Raw genomic sequence first — 20,952 nt, forward strand, 5'->3', positions numbered from 1 at the left:
CTGCGATGCGTCCCGGCCAGCCGGCACGTAAGAGCCGTGACTACAAGAGGCACGGCACCAAATTCCTGTTCGCCGCCCTCGACATCGCGACAGGACGGATTATTAGCAAATGCTACGGACGGCACCGTGCTACTGAGTTCTGCAGGTTCCTCGACGAGATCGAAGCTGCCGTGCCGCGCGAACTCGACGTCTATCTCGTCATGGATAACTACGCCACCCATAAGCCTCCGATTATCCGGAAATGGCTCGCCGAAGACCGCGTTGGCATGTGTACCTGACTCCGACCAGTTCGTCATGGCTCAACCAGGTCGAGCGCTTCCTCGCTATCCTCACCGAAAAGAAAATCAGGCGCGGAGTCTATCGCAGCGTCGGATCATGTCCCATAGAGTGGTGTAGCTGGCATTGTGGGTCACCGGGCAATTCCGGTGCGGGTCGAGCTGGTTAGCCTGCCACGGCGGGCAGGCCTGTAACGGGACCATCGCTCAAAGGCCCGATGGTTTCCAGCGTCATGTAGCGGGCGCGCTGGACGGCCCACTCGTCGTTCTGTACTAGCAGAATCGCTCCGACGAGGCGGACGATGGCCTCCTCGTTTGGGAAGATGCCGACGACCTCGGCGCGACGCTTGATCTCGCCATTGACCCTCTCGATTGGATTGGTCGAGTGCAGCTTGGCGCGGTGCTGTGCCGGGAAGCTCATATAGGCGAGCACGTTAGGCTCGGCCTCATCCATGAGGGCAGCGAGCTTGGGCCCCTTGGGACGGAGCTGATCGGCGACCTTGCGCCATTGCGTCTTGGCTGCCTCGGCGTCGTCCTGGGCGAAGGCCGTGGCGATGAAGGTGGAGACCACGCGGCGCCCGCTCTTGCCAGCATGTGCGAGAGCATTGCGCATGAAGTGAACGCGACAACGTTGCCAAGTGGCATTGAGCACCTGGGATACTGTGGCCTTGATGCCCTCGCGAGCGAGGGTGTCAGAAAGAGCGTGTAAGGAGGTTTCTATGAGTTTACCGTTCCGAGGAGACTCACATGACGACGATAACACCTGAGTTACTTGATCAACTTCTTGCTAACCATGAAAAGCCGAAGGACCTGACGGGAGACAACGGGCTGTTCAAGCAGCTCAATAAAGCATTGAGCGAGCGCTCGGCACCGAACTGAGCGAGCACCTCGGCTACGAGAAGGGCGATCCGACAGGTCGCGGGACCGGCAACAGTCGCAACGGTACTAGCAGCAACAGGATCCTGACCGAGGAAGGCGCGATCGAGATTGCCGTCCCCCGAGACCGCGCCGGCAGTTTTGAGCCTCAGCTCATCGCCAAGGGACAGACGCGGTTCGATGGCTTCGACGACAATATCCTGAGCCTGTATGCCCGCGGCATGACGGTGCGCGAAATCTAGGGCCATTTGGCCGAGCTCTATGGCGCCGAGGTCTCACCGGACCTGATCAGCCGGGTCACCGACGCCGTCCTCGATGAGGTGCGGGAATGGCAGAGCCGGCCGCTGGAAGCCATCTATCCCGTGGTTCTCTTCGACGCACTGCGCGTCAAAATCCGCGATGACGGCCTGGTGAAGAACAAGGCTGTTTGCGTGGCGCTGGCGCTCAACCCGGACGGCGAGAAGGACGTGCTCGGGTTATGGATCGAGCAGACCGAAGGGGCCAAGTTCTGGCTCAAGGTCGTCAACGATCTCAAGGCGCGCGGCGCCAACGACATCCTGATTGCTATGGTCGACGGGCTCAAGGGCTTTCCGGAGGTCATCACGTCGGCATTCCCGCAGAACGTGGTACAGACCTGCATCGTATACCTGATCAGGAGTAGCCTGGCCTTCGTGTCCTGGAAGGATCGCAAGGCGATCCTGTCCGCGATCAAGGCGATCTATCGGGCTGAAAACGCCTATGCAGCGCTCGTCCGCCTCGAGGAGTTCGAAGCCGAGTGGGGCAAGCGCTACCCGGCGATCGGAGCGGCTTGGCGGCGGGCCTGAGACTACGTCGTGCCATTCTTTGCGTTCCCCCCAGGCATCCGCAAGATGATCTACACCACCAATGCGGTCGAGGCGTTGCATCGCTCGTTGCGCAAGATCATCAAGACGCGCGGCAGCTTTCCCAACGACGATGCAGCGTTGAAGCTGCTCTATCTTGCGATCAGGAACCCCGGCTGCGCTGGCGACGCCCGGTCGAATGGACCGCCGCGATGGGCCAGTTCGCAATCCAGTTCGGCGAGCGCTTCGCGGGAACGACGCGATGACGAACGGCATCACGGCAACGATGATGATTGCTCGGCGAGCCCCTTCGCCGTCAAGTCCTGTGCCTGCGGCGCATCGCTTCGCGGCTTCGGGACTTGACCGCTCGGTACCGCCAAGCAAAATTGTCAACCATGCCGTCGACGCCTCAGTCCTGATCCCGCGACATCAACTTCACCCCTCACGGACACCCCTTACACAAAATTCCTGAAATTCCCTCGCGAGCATCCGAGATCACGAGCTTGACGCCACGCAAACCTCGGCGGGCGAGCTTGCGCAGGAACGCGGTCCAGAACGCTTCGGCCTCCGACGGGCCGACGTCCATGCCCAGCGCCTCGCGCCTGCCGTCGCGGTTGACGCCGATTGCGACAATCACCGCGACCGAGACAATGCGCCCGTTCTGGCGCACGCTATGGGGGAACGCGCGGGCGGACGGCTTTGCTCTACCGAGCTCAACCACGCTCGAGGACACGACCCAGCATCGCCGCCCTCAGGGCAGATATCACCTCGCTCATCGACCGGCACGACGCCGATCCCAAACCCTTCCGAGGGACCAAATCAGCCGATGACATCCTTGCTTCCATCGAGCGCTTCAGCCGACACAGTGCCCCAACAGAACTCAACGCGATGCCGCGAACTTCCGGTTCACGACACTAGTTCGCAGACAACTCATCCTTATGGTCGTAGACAGCGATTTATTTAATCTGGGCGATGAGCCAGCCTGTCACGAGGAATGGTGAGCTGCCGGACTGCGCTGTTCATTGATCAACTGCAGTCTTCATTTGTCGTTTGAACCGACTCGTCAGTTTGGTTCGGATCATCGGTAACTGCGGATCGTCGGCGTCGATCTGAAGTCGTTTCCACGGAAATAAAAGCAGGGCGTGGTGCGTTGACGTCTCTTCTCCGAGCACTCTGGGTGTGGGGTGTGAGAAGCGTATCCCCGTTGAAAACAGCAGGCAGATGCCGCCGCGCTGCCGGTGCCGAGCGATGAGCTCGCTAAGCTGGGTCAGTGCCTCTTCATCCAGACCTGCCTCCGGATCGTCTAGCAGGAGATAGGGGGGGGCCTTGTAGAAGGCTCTTGCGATAGCAAGCCGCTTCAGAACGCCCGGAGAAGCAGACCCGGTAACCTGATCGATATTCGTCCCCGCCAGCGGAGCCAGCTCGCTGAGACCAATGTCTGCAAGAGCTGTCTCGACAGCATCCAGGTCAGGCTCAGGATTGAACCGCGCGATATTGTCGGCGAGCGTGCCGTGATAAAATTCGATTCTTTGGGGGACATAGCCAATGCATTCGACGCGCTGGTCGCGGGCGATATCCTCAAGGAAAACGCCACCGAACGAGATGGACCGCCGCCGTGTGGGTAGGCACCCGGCGAGCGTGTTTGCAAAAACAGTCTTGCCAGCTCCAGTTCGTCCTACCACCATCAGCGCCTCGCCCGCTTTGAGCCTGAAGCTAACTCCCTGCAAAATGGTGATCCGGGTACCTGGCGTTTCGATCGTGAGATCGTCGGCCTGCAGCACAGGTCGGCCCATCCCAGGATATCCGACGGGCGACGGCGTGCTTACGCGTCCGGCAGAACGCAACCGAGGCCAAGCGGACCGCGCACCCTTGATGTCACGCCAACTCTTGATCAGCGTATCGACTGGATCGACGATCCGGGGAGCGAGAAACGCTGCGATCATCATCGTGCCGACCGATGCATCGTGTGCCATCATGAGATATGATGCGAGGCCCAGCACGGCGACCACGTAGACGCTCTTGAAGGAACGAGACAGCGCGTTCAGCGCGTCGTCGGGCAACGAGTCGTTCCAGCGAATACGCTGGCTTTCGCAATGGTCGTCGATCAATGTGCGTTGAATGTGGGACCACGGGACGAAGGCACGGCTAAGAAGATCGCCGGGATTGTTGATTGCTGGTTTGGTGCGTTGAAGGGCGGCGTTGCGAAGGCGCGCCAGATTGTACTGTTGCACGATACCGAAGCCTGCGACCAATGCCGTAAACAACGCAGAGAGCACTCCCAGCCAAATATTGATACGCACCAGAACCGCGAAATAGATCAGCACCCAAGGTGTATCGAACAAGCTGACGAATCCGTTTCCGAGCAGAAATGTGCGGATCGTTTCGATGTCGCGCATAGAAACGTTCTCGCTCCTCCGAGGCGCGTCGATCACGACGATGTGAGGAAGTGCTAGCTCACGGTAACGCTGATCCACGTCGATTGCGAGCCGCCGTATGACGCGAAGCCGTATGAAGCGAAGCGTGGCCTGACACAGGTGGATGACGATGATTGTGCCGAACAATTCCAACAACAGATGCAAGCTCTGCGTTTTCCGGCTGACTTCATAGATCGAAGCGATCACTAAAGGAACGCCGAGGTTTAGCAGGCCACGTAAGCAGCTTAGCCCTGCGACGAGCCCGATCGCGAGCTTGAATCGGGGCTGGGATTTGGTGTTGAGTTCCTCTCGCCTGGATTGCCGATTGGACTCAGCTTGTTGCCTGTGCTGCTCGAAGACGGCGCGGAAATACGGCATCGGAACTCAGCGCATGTGGACAGAACCCGAAACGCTCTCAATCGTCCTTTTGGGGCGTGAGATCGAAGATCTTCGCAAGCGCGGCAGTCACATCGCTGCGCGCTATAGCCGCCGCCTCGCGGTCATAGCCGAAAGTTACTCCTCTCGTGACGCACGCGTCCTTCGGCTCGAAGGCCTTTCCAGTATCGCGGTTAACGAAATCGCCGCGAGCCCTTTCCTCAAGGCGGCAGCCGCGCGCCGTTGCGAATTGGCTAAGGAACACTTGATGCTTCAGGTCCGGATTATCGAAGGAGTTGTACGCGTTGGGATATTCCCGGAGGACGATGTCGATATTCGCATTCGACAGTTTGGCAACGTAGTCGCGGCAAACGGATACTGGAAACCAGTCGTCAGAGCTGCCGTGAAATAATCGGACCGATGCCTGACTCGGCTCCGTCTCGTCGACCAGGCTGATGTTGCAGGGCGTGTACAATCCGATGAACAGGGCAATCCGGGCACTGCCCGTAGAAAACGCTTTTCGAAACCTCTCCAGCCGCCCGTAAAGCGCGACGACTCCGCCCGTACCAAATCCCATCAACGCGATCCGGCTTGCGTCGATGCGCGGATGCTTAGCAAGCAGATCAAGGGCACGATATGCATCGGGAATCTGAAAAAGGCGCTGTGTGGGAGGGTCAACTTGACTTTTCCCTGCATTGAAACGCCGCCCGCTGAAGGAGTCGACCGTGAAGGTCGCAATTCCCTGTTTGTTCAGCGCATTGGCCCAGCGCTCGACAGCAAGGTTGCCGCCGTCAGAGCTGGGAATCAGGATTACCGCGGGGAACGCAGGATCCTGCGATCGTGGCAGTCTCAATTCGCCGGCAATCGTCGCTGGCGTGCCGCCGGTCTGTCCCATCAGAACATCATTGTCGGCGCTCGTGGTGGTTGCAAACGGAATCAATAAAACGTGACTGGCGTTTTGGCCGAAGCACGGTGCGCAACATGTCAACCAGACAGAGAGGGCTGCGATACAGAAGCGGTTCAAGGTCACGTTCCACCTTCAGAGAGGGGGCGCCTCAGGACGAGTAGACTCCGTACAATTTAACGCTGTAATCGAGGTGCTTCAACAGAAACAAGTCGCAAGCGCATTCGAGAGTATCGCTTGCTCGTGTTAGTTATGATTTCGCCGAAAAGAGATGATTGGTAGTTGTGCAAGGGAGAGTTGAGCGCCCCCGTGCGACTTGATGTCGCGAAAATGGTTGCACGAGGACTGGGAATTCGTTAAACAGAAACTCAATCTTAGGCTGTCTAGAAAAGCATGCTTGCAGCGTATGGCTCAAAATCTGTCGCCGTCAGACAAGGTCGTCGTCAATCAGAATTCATCTCGCCCAGGTCCGTACAGTTATCCAGCATGCCAAGGCAGCGATCGGTTCGACTATAGTACTCTCGATAGATCTGTTGCCAATTTTTTGACGGGGCATGCACAGCGAATAAGAAAGTATGTGCATGCGACCACGATTCAGGTCGGCAAGGACTTGATCGCGGCGAAGCGATATCTGAGTCACGGCCAGTTCATTCGCTGGATTGAACAAGAGGTCGGAATACCGGCCCGGACGGCGCAGGCCTATATGCGTATCGCGCATTGGGCAACAGGAAAAAGCTCAGTTGTTGCACGTCTTCCGTCGACGCTGCTATTCATCTTGTCTGCCTCCAGCACACCAGTTGAATATGCCGAGGATATTCTTCGACGTCTCGAATCGGGCGAAAAAATCGCACCAGCGACCGTGAAGAAGGAATTGAAGCAGCTGCAAACGAGGGGGCCGTCGACGCAGCTGCTCTGCAGCGACGAGGTCACGAGAGATGCTTCCAACGGCATCGGTGACGTGGAGGTTGTGATCCCGACTAGGGAAGAGGCTCTCAGAGAGGCCGTTCTGATCCTGTTCCAGAAGCTATCGCAAGATGAGTTCATGCGCGTGAAATCGATCATGACGAACCGCACGATGCTCAACGACCCGGAACTGTCCATCAAGCTCGCCGAGGCGTTCACGACGGTCGCATAGTGCGGCGACTTCAGATCGTTCCCGGCTTCGGCCGCCTTGCGGTGTCTAGACCGGAAGCGCCGCCGCCTCTCGCCTCGTGAGGCCTTCCCGGAGCAGATCGGCAACGAGATTGGTATGGGGCCTCTCGCCGCGGCCCTTGACGAAGATGTGCGCGAAGAGATCGAAGGCCAGTCCGTAGATGCCGGTAAACGGCGCCACGGCGCCGAGACTGCGGGCGTATATCGAACGATGCTGGGAGAATGGTGGACGGAGAAGCGAACGGTGCATCGTCCCGAGTGCGCTCGGTAGACCCAGCTTTCGTCGCATCGCTGCCAAGCAGGCAACCGGCCCGAGGGAGGCCGCTGCGGCCTTGAGCGCCACCTTCTGGATGCCAAGGCGACGGTTGACACGATGCTCCAACGGCAGCTGCAATGCTACGCCGGCAAAAATATCATCGAGATACGGAACTCGGCATTCGACGCCGAAGGCCATGTAGTACTTGTCGGCGATCTGAAGATGATTGGAGACGAGCTGGTCGTGCAGATAGATGTCGAACACGATTTCGGCATGTTCGTCATCGGACCGCGCCGCGGCAAGTCGTTTTAGGTCGTGCATGATGTTGGGATGAGGCGTAATTCCGCGTGCCGACAGTCGACTCACCCGATCGAGGCGCTCCTGCGCGTCCTTCGCATGTCCCAGATAGGTCTTGTAGCCGCCGAACAGTTCGTCTGCCCCTTCACCGCTCATCATGACACGATGATGTTTGGCGGCCTCCATGGCCAGGAAATAGTTCGGTATGGCCGAGAAAGTCGAAATCTGTTCCTCGATCCATGCGACGTCGGCGAGCGCCCCAACGTATTCGTCTGGCTCGACGCTCCGCTCGGTGATGGAGACAGGGTAGCTTCGTGCGACGTGGCGCGCGACTTCAAGGTCGTCAGAGAGCGTGCTCTCTGATACACAAATTGCATGTACCGGTGTTGCACCTCTCTTGGCAGCTAGGATTGTGATCGCGCTGGAATCAAGTCCACCGGATAAGGAGACCCCAATTGACGCTTCGCAGGCGAATTGCCGGCTGACGGCAGTATCGAGCGCCGTGAGGAGCTTCGCCGCGTTCGCGTCCAGATCTCGATCGTTGTCCGGAACGAATTGAACGGTTCGGAAACGTCTGGTCGAGCACGCAATTCTCTCCGATCCGCGCTCGACGGTCATGATCGTTCCGGGCGCCAACTCGTGAACGTCCTGAAGGAATGTGGTGCCGGCCGCGGGATAGCCCTGAACCGTATTGTCGACGACGGCCTGCCAGTTCACGCGTGCCGAGAACGCGGTTGACGCCGAGAGAGCCTTGATCTCGGAGGCAAACAGCAGCGAATACGCGCTGGATTGACAAACATAGAGTGGCTTGATCCCGAATCCATCGCGGCACAAATGAACCATGTTGCCATCAAAGAGCGCGATCGCGAACATGCCTTGAAGACGGGTGATCGCCTGCAGCCCTTCCAACGCATAGAGCTGCGCAATAACTTCGGTATCGCAGCGTGTGGAGAAGCGAACGCCCTTGCGCTCGAGTTCCTCGCGCAGTTCGCGGTGGTTGAAAATCTCGCCGTTGAACAGAACGGCAACTCTGCGCGTGCTGTCATAGATGGGCTGGTCACCTCCCCGCGGATCGACGATCGACAACCGAACCATCCGCGCCGAGAACCACTCGCCATGGAGCGCGCCGATGCCATCTGGACCACGATGAGCCATGGCACAGATCATTCTGTCCGCAACGCCTGCGTCCGCGATACCAATGATGCCTGCGATACCGCACATAAAGTCGTCTCTCCAACCACAAGTCTATTGATGTCCTATTGGTCCAGAGCAGACTTCAACACGATCTTCAGGTCAAGAAGTCCGTAAGGTTTCATTTACTCGACCTGCGTGGCGTGCCGGCGGATCCATCAGGAAAAGAGAATCGGCTCGCGCGGGGGCGCGGGCAGGTGGAGATGCGCCGAGAAGAGGGTCTCCAAGTGCGAGGGATGCTACGGGTTTGAATGCAGGATGAAGTAAGAGCTCGCGACTCGATCCTAGAAAACGAATTGATCACGATATCATTCGTGCGACGAAAAGCAGTAAAGACGAGGAGAAATATCGGCGAGCTGTTCCCAGCAGGCCAGGCAAGAGCGCGGGGCGGCCGTCAGGATGACGAAGCCGGACGAGGTTTCTCCGTTGAGTCCCCAAGAGGGCCGAAGGTTGGACGCAATTGCGCCCAGGCGCACAGAAAGACGAAATCTCAACCGAAGGTAGAGTTTTCAGGATGTGGATCTCGGTGAAGCGGCTTGATTCTCCTCAGACCAGACGATAGTGCCTGCAGACAGGCGCAAATGGTCAAAGGCTTCGGGCGATTGGGCCACATATTTCGATAGCCTGTTGACCCATTCGGTCTAGAGCAGGACAGCTCCAATCGTGCTCACGGCGTCCAGTAGAAATTGAAGTGCGTCGCCGTCGGAGGGGCTCCCGACGCGCAATGGTGCGAATACAGCAGACTCACGGCGCTGATTGCCGCAACACCGAAATGGCAGAAGCTGATAGCGGGCTCTATTGCTTCTAAGCTTGCTGGCGACCGGATTTGGTTCATAGAGGCTGACGCCTTCTTGCGCATAGGCGCAACGATTGCGCATTTGTGGCTGGCGATGTGCTATGGCCTCAGAATAGCCGCGACGTTGGTGGAGCGAACAATGATGTCATCATCCGGCTCGCTGACACTATGTGAAAACTGGAGGCGCGTGTGACGAAGACCGATCCGGCCGTCGGGGCCCATTGTGACTTTGCGGACGTCGAGCATGCGGAGGATGTTGCTGATCCCTACCGTACACTGGAAGATGGCTCGCGACCCGATGTGCAGGACTGGCTACGGTCGCAAGGGCAGAAGACACGGCGCTTTCTGGACGCCTTGCCGGGGCGCGACCGGATCGAAAGAATGTTATTGTCGGCGAGCTCCACAACTCGGTGGGGCGTACCAATACGACGTGCTGGCAAGAGCTTCTACACCGTTCAGCACGGCGATGCCCAGCAGCAGGTCTGGATGGTGGCTGATAAGGCCGGAGAACGCATCCTGGTCGATCCTCACTCGTGGCGCGGGCAGGATACCGACTATGTCGGTGCGTTCGAGCCTAGTCCTGATGCCCGCTACGTCGCTTATGTGAGGCATCTGTCGGGAAGCGGCTTCGGTACCTTGCACATCTTCGATGTCGAGCGCGGATGTGACTTGCCGGAGGTCATAGGTCGCTGTCGTCTGGCCTTTCCTTCATGGGCAGCGGACAGCCGTCGATTCTTGTACACGCGAAGCTCCGAGGAATTGCCGTCGGCGAGCGCCTGGGATGAGATCGTGATGCACCGCGTGGGCGACACGGTGGATTGCGACCAGGCGCTGTCCCTCCGATGGGACCCTAGTCTACGCTTCGGCTGGACGAAAAGCCTTCCGGACCGCAGCGGCTTTGTTTGTTACCGAAATGGCGGTGGCAGCAGACACGCCGTGTGGATCCTGGATGAGAACGGTGCGGAGGTGGTACAGATCGCCGATGCGAATGAGTTTGATCTCTCCGTCGTCCACAAGACGGGTTCCACGATCTTCGCGTTGACCGACTATATGGCCACTCGCATGCGCGTCGTGGCGTTCGATCTGTCCGCTCCACAACCGGACAACTGGCGAACTGTCATCCCGGAGTCGAGTTGCGTGATCAAATGGGTTACGTTCGTTGGTGGAAGTTGGGTATTGTGCCGAAGCGAGCATGGCTGGGACAGGGTCGAAGTCCAGGATGCCGATGGGGGCCCACTCCGGCGCGTTCCGCTTCCCGAGCCGGCCATATTATCGTGGCCGCAATCGACGCCAGACGATGACGATCTCGATCTCGCAGTCTATTCATTGGCTCATCAAGGAACGATTTACCGGATTACGCCTCGCCTCGCGGCGGCGCATCCCGTTCGATCGCTCAAAGGCGATCACGGGTTGTCGGACTGCGTCTTGGCGCAAGTTTTTGTCACCGCGCGCGATGGCGAGCGCATACCGTTGACGCTCATCCATCCTCCGGGATTGGTGCGGGATGGTCGGGCTCCCACGTTGCTATACGGATACGGAGCGTTCGGCCGTCCTGCCGCCCACGGCTTTTCATTCGCGACCTTGGCCTGGCTCAAGTCTGGCGGCGTCTATGCGATCGCGCACACCAGGGGTGGCAGCGAGGAAGGCGAAAATTGGCACGAGGCTGCCAAGGGGGCCAAACGAAGTGTTGCACACCAGGATTTTTGCGATTGCGCGGAATGGCTGATAGCCGAGCGCTATTGCAGCGCTGACACGCTTGGGATCCGCGGCGCAAGTGCAGGCGGTTTGCTGGTCGCGACCGCCTTTTTGCAGAGGCCGGATCTGTTCGGTGCAGCCATCTGTGACGCCGCTCCTACCGACATGGTCCGGTTTCCGAAGTTCACTCTGGGCAGTGCGTGGATCGATGAGTTCGGTGACCCGGGCGACCCGGCCGCGCTACAGGTCATCCTGCAATGGTCGCCCTTGCACAACGTCCAGAGCGATCGATCCTATCCGCCGATATTGATCTCCACTGGCGCCCGCGACGAGGTCGTGGCTCCCCTGCATAGTATGAAGTTCGCTGCTGCGCTTCAGAACACGCCGTCACCCCTGGTGCTTTTGCATGTTAAGGAGAATGCCGGCCACTCAGTTGCGAATTCGCGCGACCAGAGGCGGCAACTGGTGGTCGATCAGCACGTATTCCTCTGGAGCTGCCTTGCAAAGGCCGGCCAGAGCTCTGGTTGAATCGCGCGCGCGGGACTCGCTCATCCAGTTCACGCCGGGCGGAGGGGGGGCGGCATTGTCTCCGCGATGCATTCAGCGGTGATCGCCGTCCGGTACTCGCATCGGCTTTTTGTCCGTCGCCTCCTGGCAGGGGCAGAGACGCGGGGGCCATTTGATAGATCTCGCGTGAACGGCAGATGAGAAGAGAACGGATGGGAATAGCGAACTGTTAGTAAAAACAGTCAGTTGCAGATCTGATCGGAGTTGTCTGTTTCGTGTTGCTAGGACGATCAGAGATATCCAGAATGCGAGCCGGGTCGATGCCAATCCCATTGAGGAGTTGAAAGATGCTGAATGAAGTCGGACGCGAGTCATCGTTCCTGAAAGCCGTTCCGCAGGCTCTTCTCAGCGAAGATCATGCCCTAGTATCAGTGGCAAATCTGGCGCGTGAGAATTTTGAGCGGATTGCCGATTTCGATCTAAGCGATGTCGTCGCGCGTTACGTTAGGGAGCATCGTGTCGACATAGAGACCGCAAATGAGCATGCAGTTGAGCTGAAGAAGTTCCTTGCCGTGTGCTCAGCAGCCCCGGTGGGAATGGCTGGACCAATTGACGATGTGTGGCATGTTTTCGTGCTATTCACGCGCAAATATGCCGAGTTCTGCAGGAATATGTCTGGCGGCTTCGTTCACCACGAGCCGGATACGTCCGATGAAGATCACGAGCGCTCGACATCGGGTTATCAAAAGTTCATCGACATCTACGAAATGGCGTTTCAGGAAATTCCGCCCGGCCACATTTGGCCGGATCGGACGCTCTTTCTCGACTCCGCCTCAGCTGGTTGCGCCGGTTGCGGCAGCGCAAATAGCCCAGCCGGTTGCACATCGTGTTCCGCATGCAATGGACAGGACACGACGGTCGTGTAAGCTGCCGTAGGGAGGTAATGACAGCTGAGTTGTCGATGTCGGCATCTTGAAAGGGGGGGGCTTTGAGAGATGCATATTGAGTCCGGACAAGAACCGTCATTCCTCCCGCCCCTTTCCGGGACGCTTCTCTCTGGCGAGACGCGCACCGCGCTCGGTCACCAGTCGTGCGCGCGAGAATTTTGCGCGCATCGTCGATTGAGATCTCTGTAATCTCATCGGGTCAAGGATTGCCATGTCGACCAGGAGACGACGCGCGGGAAGGTTTTGAACTAGAGAGGCTTCTCGCGATTTGTGGCGCAGTGGCTGTTGATATGGCGGGATAATTAAGCGGCAAAATGACAAACATACTTTTTTGTGGCAAGTGGCCGCCGATTCAGGGTGGAGTATCACGAGAGAGCTACGAATTCGTGGTGTCGGCTTTGGAGCATGGCCACAGGGTGCGTGTCGTGACCAATGCGGATGATGTGGACGCAACATTTAGGATGCGGTTCGCTGAGGGTGATCTGGCTAGGGTGCGGCTCGCAGCGTTTGGTAAGTCTATGAAGCTGCGCAATACGGAGCGTGTCCGCTACGGGAGCTATATTCCCTGGGCCTCGCCGTTCCTGAGCTCGCTCCTCGGATCGCTGCTTGATGAGGTGAGTGCCGAAGCACCGGATGTCATACTTGGTTCCTATCTTGAACCCTATGGGATTGCCGCCGCGCTTGCTGGTCAGCTTACGGATACGCCTGTTTTGATCCGTCATGCGGGTAGTGATATCGGTCGCTTGGCTAAGGTGCCGAGCCTCAAGATGGCCTACAGACGTGTCCTTTCAGGAGTCAGGTCGATCCTGACAGTTCCGAGTGGCGGAGCCAGTGCTGCGCTCGATGACCTTGGTGTGCCCGAAGATCGAAGGTACATACTCCGAGGCGATCCGTTCAACTTTGAAGGGTTTTCCGATGCTGCATCGCTCGACATCGAGGGGCTGCTTAGCGTCTCAAAGAGCAACGGCGAAAGCTCGTCAGCGTCCGAAGCGGCTCTTCCTGCGAGCAACCGACCATTCGAGCCGGACGGCCTCGTGATCGGCATCTATGGAAAGGCCGGTCCATCGAAGGGCACAGTCGAGCTCGCCGAGGGGCTCGGTGTGCTCGCGCAAGAGGGGATTCCGTTTACCTTTCTAGCGATGAGCACCGGCTGGCCTTCGCACCTCGAGATGTTGCAGCGAGTTGTGAAGGCTAATGACGAACTCGCTCGACGAACGTGGTTTCTGCCGTCCGTTCCGACATGGCGTGTGCCCGAGTTCCTCGCACGCTGCGACATTGTGGCGTTCCTGGAGAACAATTTCTCGATTGAATTTCACGGCCCGCGTGTTCCGCTGGAGGTCATCGCAGCCCGGCGCGTTCTGATGCTGTCGACAGACCAGCATCAGCGGCTTTCGTTCAATCGTGCTCTCGTAGACGGCAAGAACGTTCTGCTTGTCGATCTTGCGAAGAGATCGAGTGACATTACCGCAAGGCTGCGTGAGGTTCTCGTCCAGCGCGAGAAGTTCGAGCGCTTGCGCGGCGGCGCGGTTACGTTGCCGAAGCTGCTGGGTCTATCAATCGAGAGTCGGGCGCAGAAGTTGAAGCATCCCATGCTCTCTGCTGTCGAGGAACTCATTCCATGAATGCGCCGACAGGTGCGATCGAAGGCCTGCAGAGGTCGGCATTTGCGCGCGGACAAAGCCTTGCGCAGTTATGGGAAACTGGCGCCTTCGAGTTCGTTACGATATGGTTCACCGACCTCTCTGGTCGTTGGATGCGCCTGAGCTGGCCGCGCGAAGCGATGAACTACCAGAAGCTGGTCGGTGGGATTCATTCATCGGTACTGGCAAGTCACTGGCGGGATGCAACGAACTGCGACTATCTGTTCAAGGCCGATGCAGATACGGCGTTTATTGATCCTTGCGAGGCGTCCCCGACGCTATCGTTGATTGCAAACGTCTGGGAGCCCGATGGGAGCGGGCAGTACGCGCGAGATCCACGAGGCGTATTGCTGCGCGCTATCAAGCAGCTCGAGCGCGTTGCGAGTGGCTGTCTGTGCAAGGTCGGTCCTGAGCTTGAATTCTATATATTCGATGAAGTACGGTACAAGCTAGGTCAGTTTGAAACCTACGTGAGGCTCATCGAGGCGGAGAGTTCGTCCAACAGCGAGCGTACTCAGTCGGCACACAATCGCGGATACGTGCTCGGTCACTCGAGCCTGCATCTGTCGCCGACGTCCGACTATACGGCGCCCACTCGGGAAGCAATCCTAAGGAATTTGGCAGCAGTTGGTCTGTCGCCACTCCACAATTTCCACGAGGCCGGACCAGCGCAGGCTGAAATTGGAATCAGTCATCTTGAAGCTTTACGCGCTGCCGATGCGATCCAGCTCTACAAGCGGGTGGCGCGCGCGACGGCGACAAAGCTTGGCCAGCTCGTTACTTTCATGCCTGCTCCGATACCCTTCGCGCCCGGCTCAGGTCTACATTTCCATCTTTCAATCTGGAGCGAAGGAGTCAATCTGTTCAGCGGCAGCGGTCTCGGCGGCATGTCGGAGACTGCAATGCATGCAATCGCTGGTGTCATGAAGTATAGCAAGGCACTCTGTGCCTTCCTCACACCGAGCCATAATAGTTTCTGCCGGCTATCGCATGCGTTCAACCCCATACGCGATGTCGAATTCGGCGTTTCCAACAGGCGCATACCAATTCGCATTCCACCGGCGCTCGAGCCCAATGAGGCTCGTATCGAGTTGCGCTTCCCTGATGCGTCCTGCAACCCGTATCTCGCATTGGCGTCGATCATCGTAGCGATGGTGGCGGGAATCGAGCAGCGTCTTGAGCCGGGTGCCCCGGCGGTCAACAATGCGCCAGGTTTCCTTGGCGACGTCCGCAATCGGGCGAAGAACGGCCTGCCGCGCGATCTTGAGGAAGCCCTCCTAGAGCTGGATAAGGTCAAGGATGTGTTTCTCAGAGACGACGTCTTCTCCGAAGAGATGCTGAACGCTCACATCGAGCTTCTCAGTCGCCGTGCGCTCTTTCGCGCCACGCGCGGGCATCCGGCGGACTACGCGGAATGCCTGGATTGCTAGCGAAGCGAGAATAGGTGTGGAAGATCCAGAGATGCCAGCCAGGGAAATGGGGCGAACAGAATGAGCGGTGAGTTTGAAACCACGTCGCTCCAACTGTCGCACCGCAACCACTTCCGATTTGGCTACAACGGGATATGGTTCACCGAGCGTAAGAAGGCTGAAGATCGCTGGAACGTTGCCTATGGCCGCTGCGAGCGACCGGTCGCCGATTGGCGCACGGAGTGTATCAACACGGCGCGGCTGATCCGGGAGGCGACGTCCGAAGACCTCTGGGTTCTGTTCTCAGGCGGGATCGACAGCGAGGTCGTCGTCCAGTCTTTCATGTTCGCGGGGATCCCATTCAAGGTGGCCATCACGTGCTTCGATAGCGACCTCAACCGCCAGGATGTGCGCTACGCAGTCAAATTCTGCGAAACCCATCAGATCCCGTACCGCCTGCTCAAGCTCGATATCATCGACTTCTTCGAATCGGGGGAGGCACTCAGCTACGCCGCAGCTTCCAAATGTGTACAACCGCAGCTTCTTCATACCATGTGGGCGATGGATCAGGTGGACGGCTATCCCATCCTGGGAAGCGGCGAATGTTTTCTGCAGAAGAGCGTCAGTCCAGCTGAGCCCGATCATTGGGTCATGTACGAGAAGGAACGCATAGCCGCCTGGTACCGGCACCTGCTGCTGCGCGGCAGGGAGGGCTGCGCCGGCTTCTTCCAGTACACGCCGGAGATCATGCTATCGTTTTTGCTGGACCATGAGGTCGTGCGGTTATGTACGGGTCAGGTCAACGATGTCTCCAGCACGATGCCGGTGAAGGCAAGCATCTATCGCCGATATTTCCTGCTGGAGCCGCGTCGAAAATATCACGGCTTCGAGAACGTGCTCCATCTGGACGACGGATTGCGGCCGGAGCTGGAGCGCCGCTTTGGCGATCACAACGCCATCGTCTTTACCGAATACACGCAGCTGGTCGCGGCTCTCGCAATGGAAGTCAATAGCCGCGATATCAGCAAGATACGGGGACAACCGTGTGCAGCGATGTAGTATGATCGGTTACCATTGAACGGGCGAATGACCGGGTAGGTTGAAATGTACACCGAAGGTGCATCTGGCGCGAGCGGCAGCGTGGATTTCATCCGCCAGCATATTGAGCGCTACGGCCTGCTGGGCGAGAACAATGTTGAGTCGAGCCTAGAGCAGCGTGTCCCCAGTGTTGCTGATGTCCCGGAGTTCACGAAGGGCAACCATTTCAAGTTCGGGTTTGACGGAGGCGTCTTCAATGGACGGCCGACTCGCTCGAGTATCTATTGGGTGGAATATAGTGCGATCACTCGCTCGCATCGATCGTTCCGCGAGGAGTTGCGGCAGGCGTTGATTGATGTCGCTGATCGAGTAGGTGCCTTCAGCGTCACGTCGAGCAGGTCCTATATCGCGGCCTTGGTCGCGGCCGAGGCGACGCAACTCGGATTGCCGGTCAGGCGAATTGCGATCGAGATCGAAGGTCTGAGACCGGCGCATTTGGCAGCAGATGGCGAGACGGAGCGCCATACCGTGTCCTGGGACCAATTTAGTGCGTTTGCCAAGGAGTTTGCCAAGTGCGCAGGTTGCTCGGATCCGTGGATCGCATTCGAGGCGATGCACGGCCACCTGTCTGATCTGCCCCATATCTACGATGGCTCGGAGATACGGATCGAGAACAACAATTTCGACTGGAGCCGGAGATGCGCAGTCGGCGAGGCCGAGTGGTCCCTTGTCGACAACGAAAAGTTCACGGCGATCAACCGCTTCTTGCTCGAGAAGGGTCGGCTTGGAATTCCGCAGATCCTGAGATGGTCTCCCGAGCTTCTGGCCGCCCAGATCAACTCGTCACCATATCGTCGATGGTTCCAATACGGGGCGAATAAGGGGGGCATGTATCGCGAGGGCGGACGCAATCGGTTGGCGCGGATCGGCCTGGCAGTCGAGGCGATGGGAAGTACAGACGTCGTACCTAGTGCTAAACTTGAAAGCTGCGAACCCGCGTTGGACGAGCTCATGAAGGCGCTCCGCCGCAACATGAAGAACATTGCGCCCGGCTGCGTCGCCCAACATCGTTATCCCTTATGGCGTCTGTCACCGCTGCTGGGCCTTGATGGTCCGGACCGATTCAATGTAACCCCTGCCTGGTATGGTGTCGTCCATGAGCAGTAAGCTTGTATTCTCCATCATTCCTTTCCCGGAGTGGCGACGCGAGATTGCGCCGCTTTGGCTCATGGATGGTCGTCACCGAACAATCCCGCCGATCATCAACGGCCATGGGCAGATGCAGTATGTTGGACGCGAGCTGTTCAAGGGAATCGTACTGTTTCCGATCGCAGCGGAATATGAGGGCGAGCGGATTGCGTGGACCTCGGTCTACAATATTTCGAGTACTGCTCTGCGGGTGCGGGGCATCTATGTCTTGCCGGAGTATCGTTCCAATGGCATCGGACGGGCGATGGTCGAGTACGCGCTCGGCCTTTGGCCCGCACCATGGCGGATGTGTTACATGTATGCGAGGGAGTCGAACGTCGAGCGCTACAAGCGTTGGGGATTCGAAGTTGTGCCTGGATGCTTGGTCCGTAGCTGCGATGAGGCGAGGATGCCTGACGAGGCCGGAATCATCCTGATGCGCAAGCAGATGAACCAGGAGGAGGCGGTGCACGGTTCGCAATGGAGAGGCGTTGCGTGACGCCCGGTGGACGGTGCCGTTCGCTTGCAGAATGAACGGCTTGTCATGTAGGACTGGACGTGGGCGACGATGTTTCCGCTCACCGATCAGCAATTCCTTCTCGACGGTCGCGCAGGACGCTCGTTGCGTAGTGGCTGTGCCGGGATGCGAGCTGGCGCGGCTGCTCTACGTTGATGACGGTGAGCATGCTCGATGTGCGCTTCGGCTCCGTGGCAACCGACAGCGATCGAAGGGATATTGCGTGGCGTGCGGCATCGGCCGTCGCTTACGAATGGTGGGTAGTGGGGCCGGTGCGCGGGGCCCGGGTCCGGGAGAAGATAGATGGCCAACCATTTCGCCGTTGAGAGCATTCCATCGAATAGCACGATCTTTTCGTACCTGAAGCAAAGCACCGACTACGAGCGTGCCTGTCGCGCAGTACGGACCAGGTTGAGGCAAACGGAAAAGCTTGAGCTCGATCTGTTGGGAGTCGACGTCGCCGAGTTGCGAGAGAGCGTCAATAGCATCATCGCGAGCCACGGCTTCGGCGGCTGGCGCCACCAAGGTGGGGAGAGCAGCACCTACGGCGGCTTTTCGTTGACCTATAATCCCGATCACCAGGACAGCCCTGACCCCCATGTCGGATCCATTGGAACCCCGAAAAATCTCCGATCGGAGTTCTTCTGGAATGCCACCGGCCGGCACGCGGAGCTCAAGCATTCCTATTTCGATACATATGGCTTCCGGAAGCGAACACCAGCATCGCGCCAGGGAGCACTCGGACGATTCATCGACAGTTTCGGCAAACGCATGATCCGGAGCCGCGTCGGGATCATTCCCGGTGATAAAATCGATACCTCCGATCCCGCGTACCAGCAGGGCGAGGGCTGGCATCGGGACGAGCCCGTGTTCGAAAACCTCAGGATCAATATCCCGCTGCAGACTGACGCGAACTATGTTTTCCAGATGGAGGGGGGCGAGCCCTACCATCTTGAAGTGGGAACGGCCTACAGTTGGGACACCAATCGTCCTCATCGGGTATTTGCGCGCGGGCCGACGAAGGTCATGCGGATCCATCTTGTGTTGGGGTTCGCTCCATGGTTCGACTATTCCGACGAGGCGGATGAATGGTTCCCCAACGAATTCTTCGGCCGAATGCATCCGTTCGACATGCTTGCCGACGGCTATTTCAGCAAGCATCTCCGGCTGCGGCCCAACCGGCTGCGACTGTAGTAGCCCTCCAGCGCGCGCCGAGCCGGCGAATGATGCCGGACCAAGAGCCGGTGACGACCGCCGAAGATTTCGTCACCGGCCGAAACGCCGTTCGGAAGTGGCTTTTCGCGGGCTACGCCAGCTTTCAAGTACTGCTCCGTGAGCTGGTTTGCTGCTGGAGAGCGGGGGCGTGACGTCCGAACAGGAGACGCAGGCTCTCGGATCCGGCAAGAGGGAAGCGGCCGTCTTCCCGGGACGGCGTCTGATGGCGATTGTCTTGGTTATCCTTTGCGCTGCGGCCGGTCTGACCATCGGTTGGCAGTTTCCGCAGTCTCGATCCGTCGCGCTCCGTGCGCCGACGATTCTGAAAGACTGGCTGGCACGGTGGGGAGCGCCTGCGGAGCAGTTTGCGGCGCAGCCCCGTCCGCCTGTCCAAGTCAAGGTTGCGACGGTTCGGAAGGACGACGTGCCGATCTTTCTGACCAGCATTGGCAACGTCCAGGCATACAACACGGTCAATGTTCAGAGTCGGGTCGACGGGGAAATCACGAAGATTCTGTTTGAAGAGGGGCAGACCGTCAAACTGGACGACGCGTTGGCCGTGGTCGATCCGCGCCCGCTGCAGGCGCAGTTCGATCAACAGCAGGCGATCCTGCAAAAGGATCAAGCGATGTTGTCCGGAGCAGTCCTGGACCTTGAGCGCTACGAAATGCTGTCGAAGACGTTGGCAGTGACGCGGCAGCAACTCGAGCAACAGCGGGCCCTGGTGGATCAATACAAGGCCCAGATCAAGGCCGATCAAGCCCAGTTGGACTACGCGCTGACACAGTTGACCTACACCGCAATCCGCGCGCCATTGTCTGGGCGCATTGGAATCCGCCAGGTGGACCAGGGCAATCTCGTCCGCGCCGGCTCCGGGTCGGTGATCGCCGTCATCACGCAGTTGCAGCCGATCTCGGTGATCTTTACCGTCTCGGCTGCGGCCCTCTCCGAGACCCAGTTCGTGCCCGGACCGATCAAGGCGGCGGTGACCGCTCTCGATCAGGACAACGCCACAGAACTCGATCATGGCACGATCGATCTCGTGGACAACGTGGTCGACCCGGCGACCGGCACGATCAAGCTCAAGGCGAGTTTTCCCAACGTCGCTCAGAAGCTTTGGCCGGGCAACTTCGTCAACGGCAGGATCACGCTTGATGTGCGTCGCGATGGTCTGACGGTTCCGGCCGTGGCCGTGCGCCATGGCCCGCAAGGGGACTTCGTATGGGTGGTGCGGCCTGACCATACCGCGGGTTTTCGGAATATTCGCGTGAGGCAGATCGTCAATGGGCGGGCATTGATCGAACGCGGACTTGCGCGAGGCGAGCAGGTGATTGTCGAGGGCTATTTCCGGCTTGAGAATGGCTCAAGGATCGAAATCACCGAGGAGACGCCGCCCGCCAAGAAGCGGACGAGTACGGCGGCAGAGCGAGGTTAGGTCT

Annotated in this window: 14 protein-coding genes and 3 pseudogenes; 12 read left to right on the forward strand and 5 right to left on the reverse strand. The window is 58.6% G+C overall.

What is annotated here, in order from left to right; all coding sequences use genetic code 11:
- Window positions 1-5 precede the first annotated feature (5 nt).
- Complete coding sequence (locus HL671_RS38605; protein ID WP_246579620.1) at window positions 6-278, forward strand: transposase; 273 nt, start codon at window positions 6-8, stop codon at window positions 276-278.
- Between the two features lie 163 nt (window positions 279-441).
- Here the strand turns inward: HL671_RS38605 and HL671_RS34385 are convergent.
- Window positions 442-960, reverse strand: a pseudogene (locus HL671_RS34385) (transposase); the annotation flags it as partial.
- A gap of 62 nt (window positions 961-1,022) precedes the next feature.
- Between HL671_RS34385 and HL671_RS34390 the strand changes: the two are divergent.
- Window positions 1,023-2,238: pseudogene (locus HL671_RS34390) on the forward strand (IS256 family transposase).
- Window positions 2,239-2,444: 206 nt separating this feature from the next.
- On the opposite strand, the pseudogene HL671_RS34395 reads toward HL671_RS34390, so the two are convergent.
- The 3 genes and pseudogenes from HL671_RS34395 to HL671_RS34405 form a co-directional block, all read right to left on the reverse strand.
- Window positions 2,445-2,642 (reverse strand): annotated as a pseudogene (locus HL671_RS34395) (transposase); the annotation flags it as partial.
- A 349-nt stretch (window positions 2,643-2,991) separates the two neighbouring features.
- Entirely contained in the window at window positions 2,992-4,764 is a 1,773-nt protein-coding gene (locus HL671_RS34400; protein ID WP_172242808.1) for an ATP-binding cassette domain-containing protein, read from the reverse strand.
- Between the two features lie 37 nt (window positions 4,765-4,801).
- Window positions 4,802-5,791, reverse strand: a complete 990-nt coding sequence (locus HL671_RS34405) for a dienelactone hydrolase family protein (RefSeq protein WP_210264220.1) — start codon at window positions 5,789-5,791, stop codon at window positions 4,802-4,804.
- 280 nt (window positions 5,792-6,071) lie between these two features.
- Between HL671_RS34405 and HL671_RS34410 the strand changes: the two genes are divergently transcribed.
- On the forward strand, window positions 6,072-6,800 hold the full coding sequence (locus HL671_RS34410) for a DUF3102 domain-containing protein (RefSeq protein ID WP_246579629.1): 729 nt from the start codon (window positions 6,072-6,074) through the stop codon (window positions 6,798-6,800).
- 45 nt (window positions 6,801-6,845) lie between these two features.
- Here the strand turns inward: HL671_RS34410 and asnB are convergent, their stop codons facing one another.
- Complete coding sequence (asnB, locus tag HL671_RS34415; RefSeq protein ID WP_172242816.1) at window positions 6,846-8,591, reverse strand: asparagine synthase (glutamine-hydrolyzing); 1,746 nt, start codon at window positions 8,589-8,591, stop codon at window positions 6,846-6,848.
- Window positions 8,592-9,546: 955 nt separating this feature from the next.
- On the opposite strand from asnB, the gene HL671_RS34420 reads away from it, so the two are divergent.
- The 9 genes from HL671_RS34420 to HL671_RS34460 all read left to right on the forward strand — a co-directional run bounded on the left by HL671_RS34420 (window position 9,547) and on the right by HL671_RS34460 (window position 20,948).
- On the forward strand, window positions 9,547-11,580 hold the full coding sequence (locus tag HL671_RS34420; protein ID WP_172242819.1) for a prolyl oligopeptidase family serine peptidase: 2,034 nt from the start codon (window positions 9,547-9,549) through the stop codon (window positions 11,578-11,580).
- A 326-nt stretch (window positions 11,581-11,906) separates the two neighbouring features.
- Complete coding sequence (locus HL671_RS34425; RefSeq protein ID WP_172242822.1) at window positions 11,907-12,485, forward strand: glycine-rich domain-containing protein; 579 nt, start codon at window positions 11,907-11,909, stop codon at window positions 12,483-12,485.
- Between the two features lie 335 nt (window positions 12,486-12,820).
- Window positions 12,821-14,128, forward strand: a complete 1,308-nt coding sequence (locus tag HL671_RS34430; protein WP_172242825.1) for a glycosyltransferase — start codon at window positions 12,821-12,823, stop codon at window positions 14,126-14,128.
- Window positions 14,125-15,576 (forward strand): glutamine synthetase family protein, encoded by a 1,452-nt coding sequence (locus HL671_RS34435; protein WP_172242828.1) that lies wholly within the window; start codon window positions 14,125-14,127, stop codon window positions 15,574-15,576. Before HL671_RS34430 ends, HL671_RS34435 begins: the two co-directional genes overlap by 4 nt.
- Before the next feature lie 60 nt (window positions 15,577-15,636).
- The gene (locus HL671_RS34440; protein ID WP_172242831.1) at window positions 15,637-16,614 is read left to right on the forward strand and encodes a hypothetical protein; all 978 of its coding nucleotides are present in this window, start codon (window positions 15,637-15,639) and stop codon (window positions 16,612-16,614) included.
- A 45-nt stretch (window positions 16,615-16,659) separates the two neighbouring features.
- A complete protein-coding gene (locus HL671_RS34445; RefSeq protein ID WP_172242834.1) occupies window positions 16,660-17,760 on the forward strand; it encodes a hypothetical protein in 1,101 nt (366 codons plus the stop codon).
- Window positions 17,750-18,280, forward strand: a complete 531-nt coding sequence (locus HL671_RS34450; RefSeq protein WP_172242837.1) for a GNAT family N-acetyltransferase — start codon at window positions 17,750-17,752, stop codon at window positions 18,278-18,280. The genes HL671_RS34445 and HL671_RS34450 overlap by 11 nt, the downstream gene beginning before the upstream one ends.
- Before the next feature lie 321 nt (window positions 18,281-18,601).
- Window positions 18,602-19,492, forward strand: coding sequence for a hypothetical protein (locus HL671_RS34455; RefSeq protein ID WP_172242840.1), 891 nt, complete (start codon window positions 18,602-18,604; stop codon window positions 19,490-19,492).
- Window positions 19,493-19,661: 169 nt separating this feature from the next.
- Window positions 19,662-20,948: an efflux RND transporter periplasmic adaptor subunit gene (locus HL671_RS34460; RefSeq protein WP_172242843.1), complete on the forward strand. Its 1,287-nt coding sequence runs from the start codon at window positions 19,662-19,664 to the stop codon at window positions 20,946-20,948.
- Window positions 20,949-20,952 lie beyond the last annotated feature (4 nt).

It is taken from the genome of Bradyrhizobium denitrificans (assembly GCF_013179005.1).
GTDB classification, from domain to species: domain Bacteria; phylum Pseudomonadota; class Alphaproteobacteria; order Rhizobiales; family Xanthobacteraceae; genus Bradyrhizobium; species Bradyrhizobium denitrificans.

Coding starts and splice junctions, on each gene's coding strand:
- HL671_RS38605 (WP_246579620.1), top strand. CDS start 6: ATGCGTCCCGGCCAGCCGGCACGTAAGAGCCGTGACTACAAGAGGCAC.
- HL671_RS34400 (WP_172242808.1), bottom strand. CDS start 4,764: ATGCCGTATTTCCGCGCCGTCTTCGAGCAGCACAGGCAACAAGCTGAG.
- HL671_RS34410 (WP_246579629.1), top strand. CDS start 6,072: ATGGCTCAAAATCTGTCGCCGTCAGACAAGGTCGTCGTCAATCAGAAT.
- asnB (WP_172242816.1), bottom strand. CDS start 8,591: ATGTGCGGTATCGCAGGCATCATTGGTATCGCGGACGCAGGCGTTGCG.
- HL671_RS34425 (WP_172242822.1), top strand. CDS start 11,907: ATGCTGAATGAAGTCGGACGCGAGTCATCGTTCCTGAAAGCCGTTCCG.
- HL671_RS34430 (WP_172242825.1), top strand. CDS start 12,821: ATGACAAACATACTTTTTTGTGGCAAGTGGCCGCCGATTCAGGGTGGA.
- HL671_RS34435 (WP_172242828.1), top strand. CDS start 14,125: ATGAATGCGCCGACAGGTGCGATCGAAGGCCTGCAGAGGTCGGCATTT.
- HL671_RS34440 (WP_172242831.1), top strand. CDS start 15,637: ATGAGCGGTGAGTTTGAAACCACGTCGCTCCAACTGTCGCACCGCAAC.
- HL671_RS34445 (WP_172242834.1), top strand. CDS start 16,660: ATGTACACCGAAGGTGCATCTGGCGCGAGCGGCAGCGTGGATTTCATC.
- HL671_RS34450 (WP_172242837.1), top strand. CDS start 17,750: ATGAGCAGTAAGCTTGTATTCTCCATCATTCCTTTCCCGGAGTGGCGA.
- HL671_RS34455 (WP_172242840.1), top strand. CDS start 18,602: ATGGCCAACCATTTCGCCGTTGAGAGCATTCCATCGAATAGCACGATC.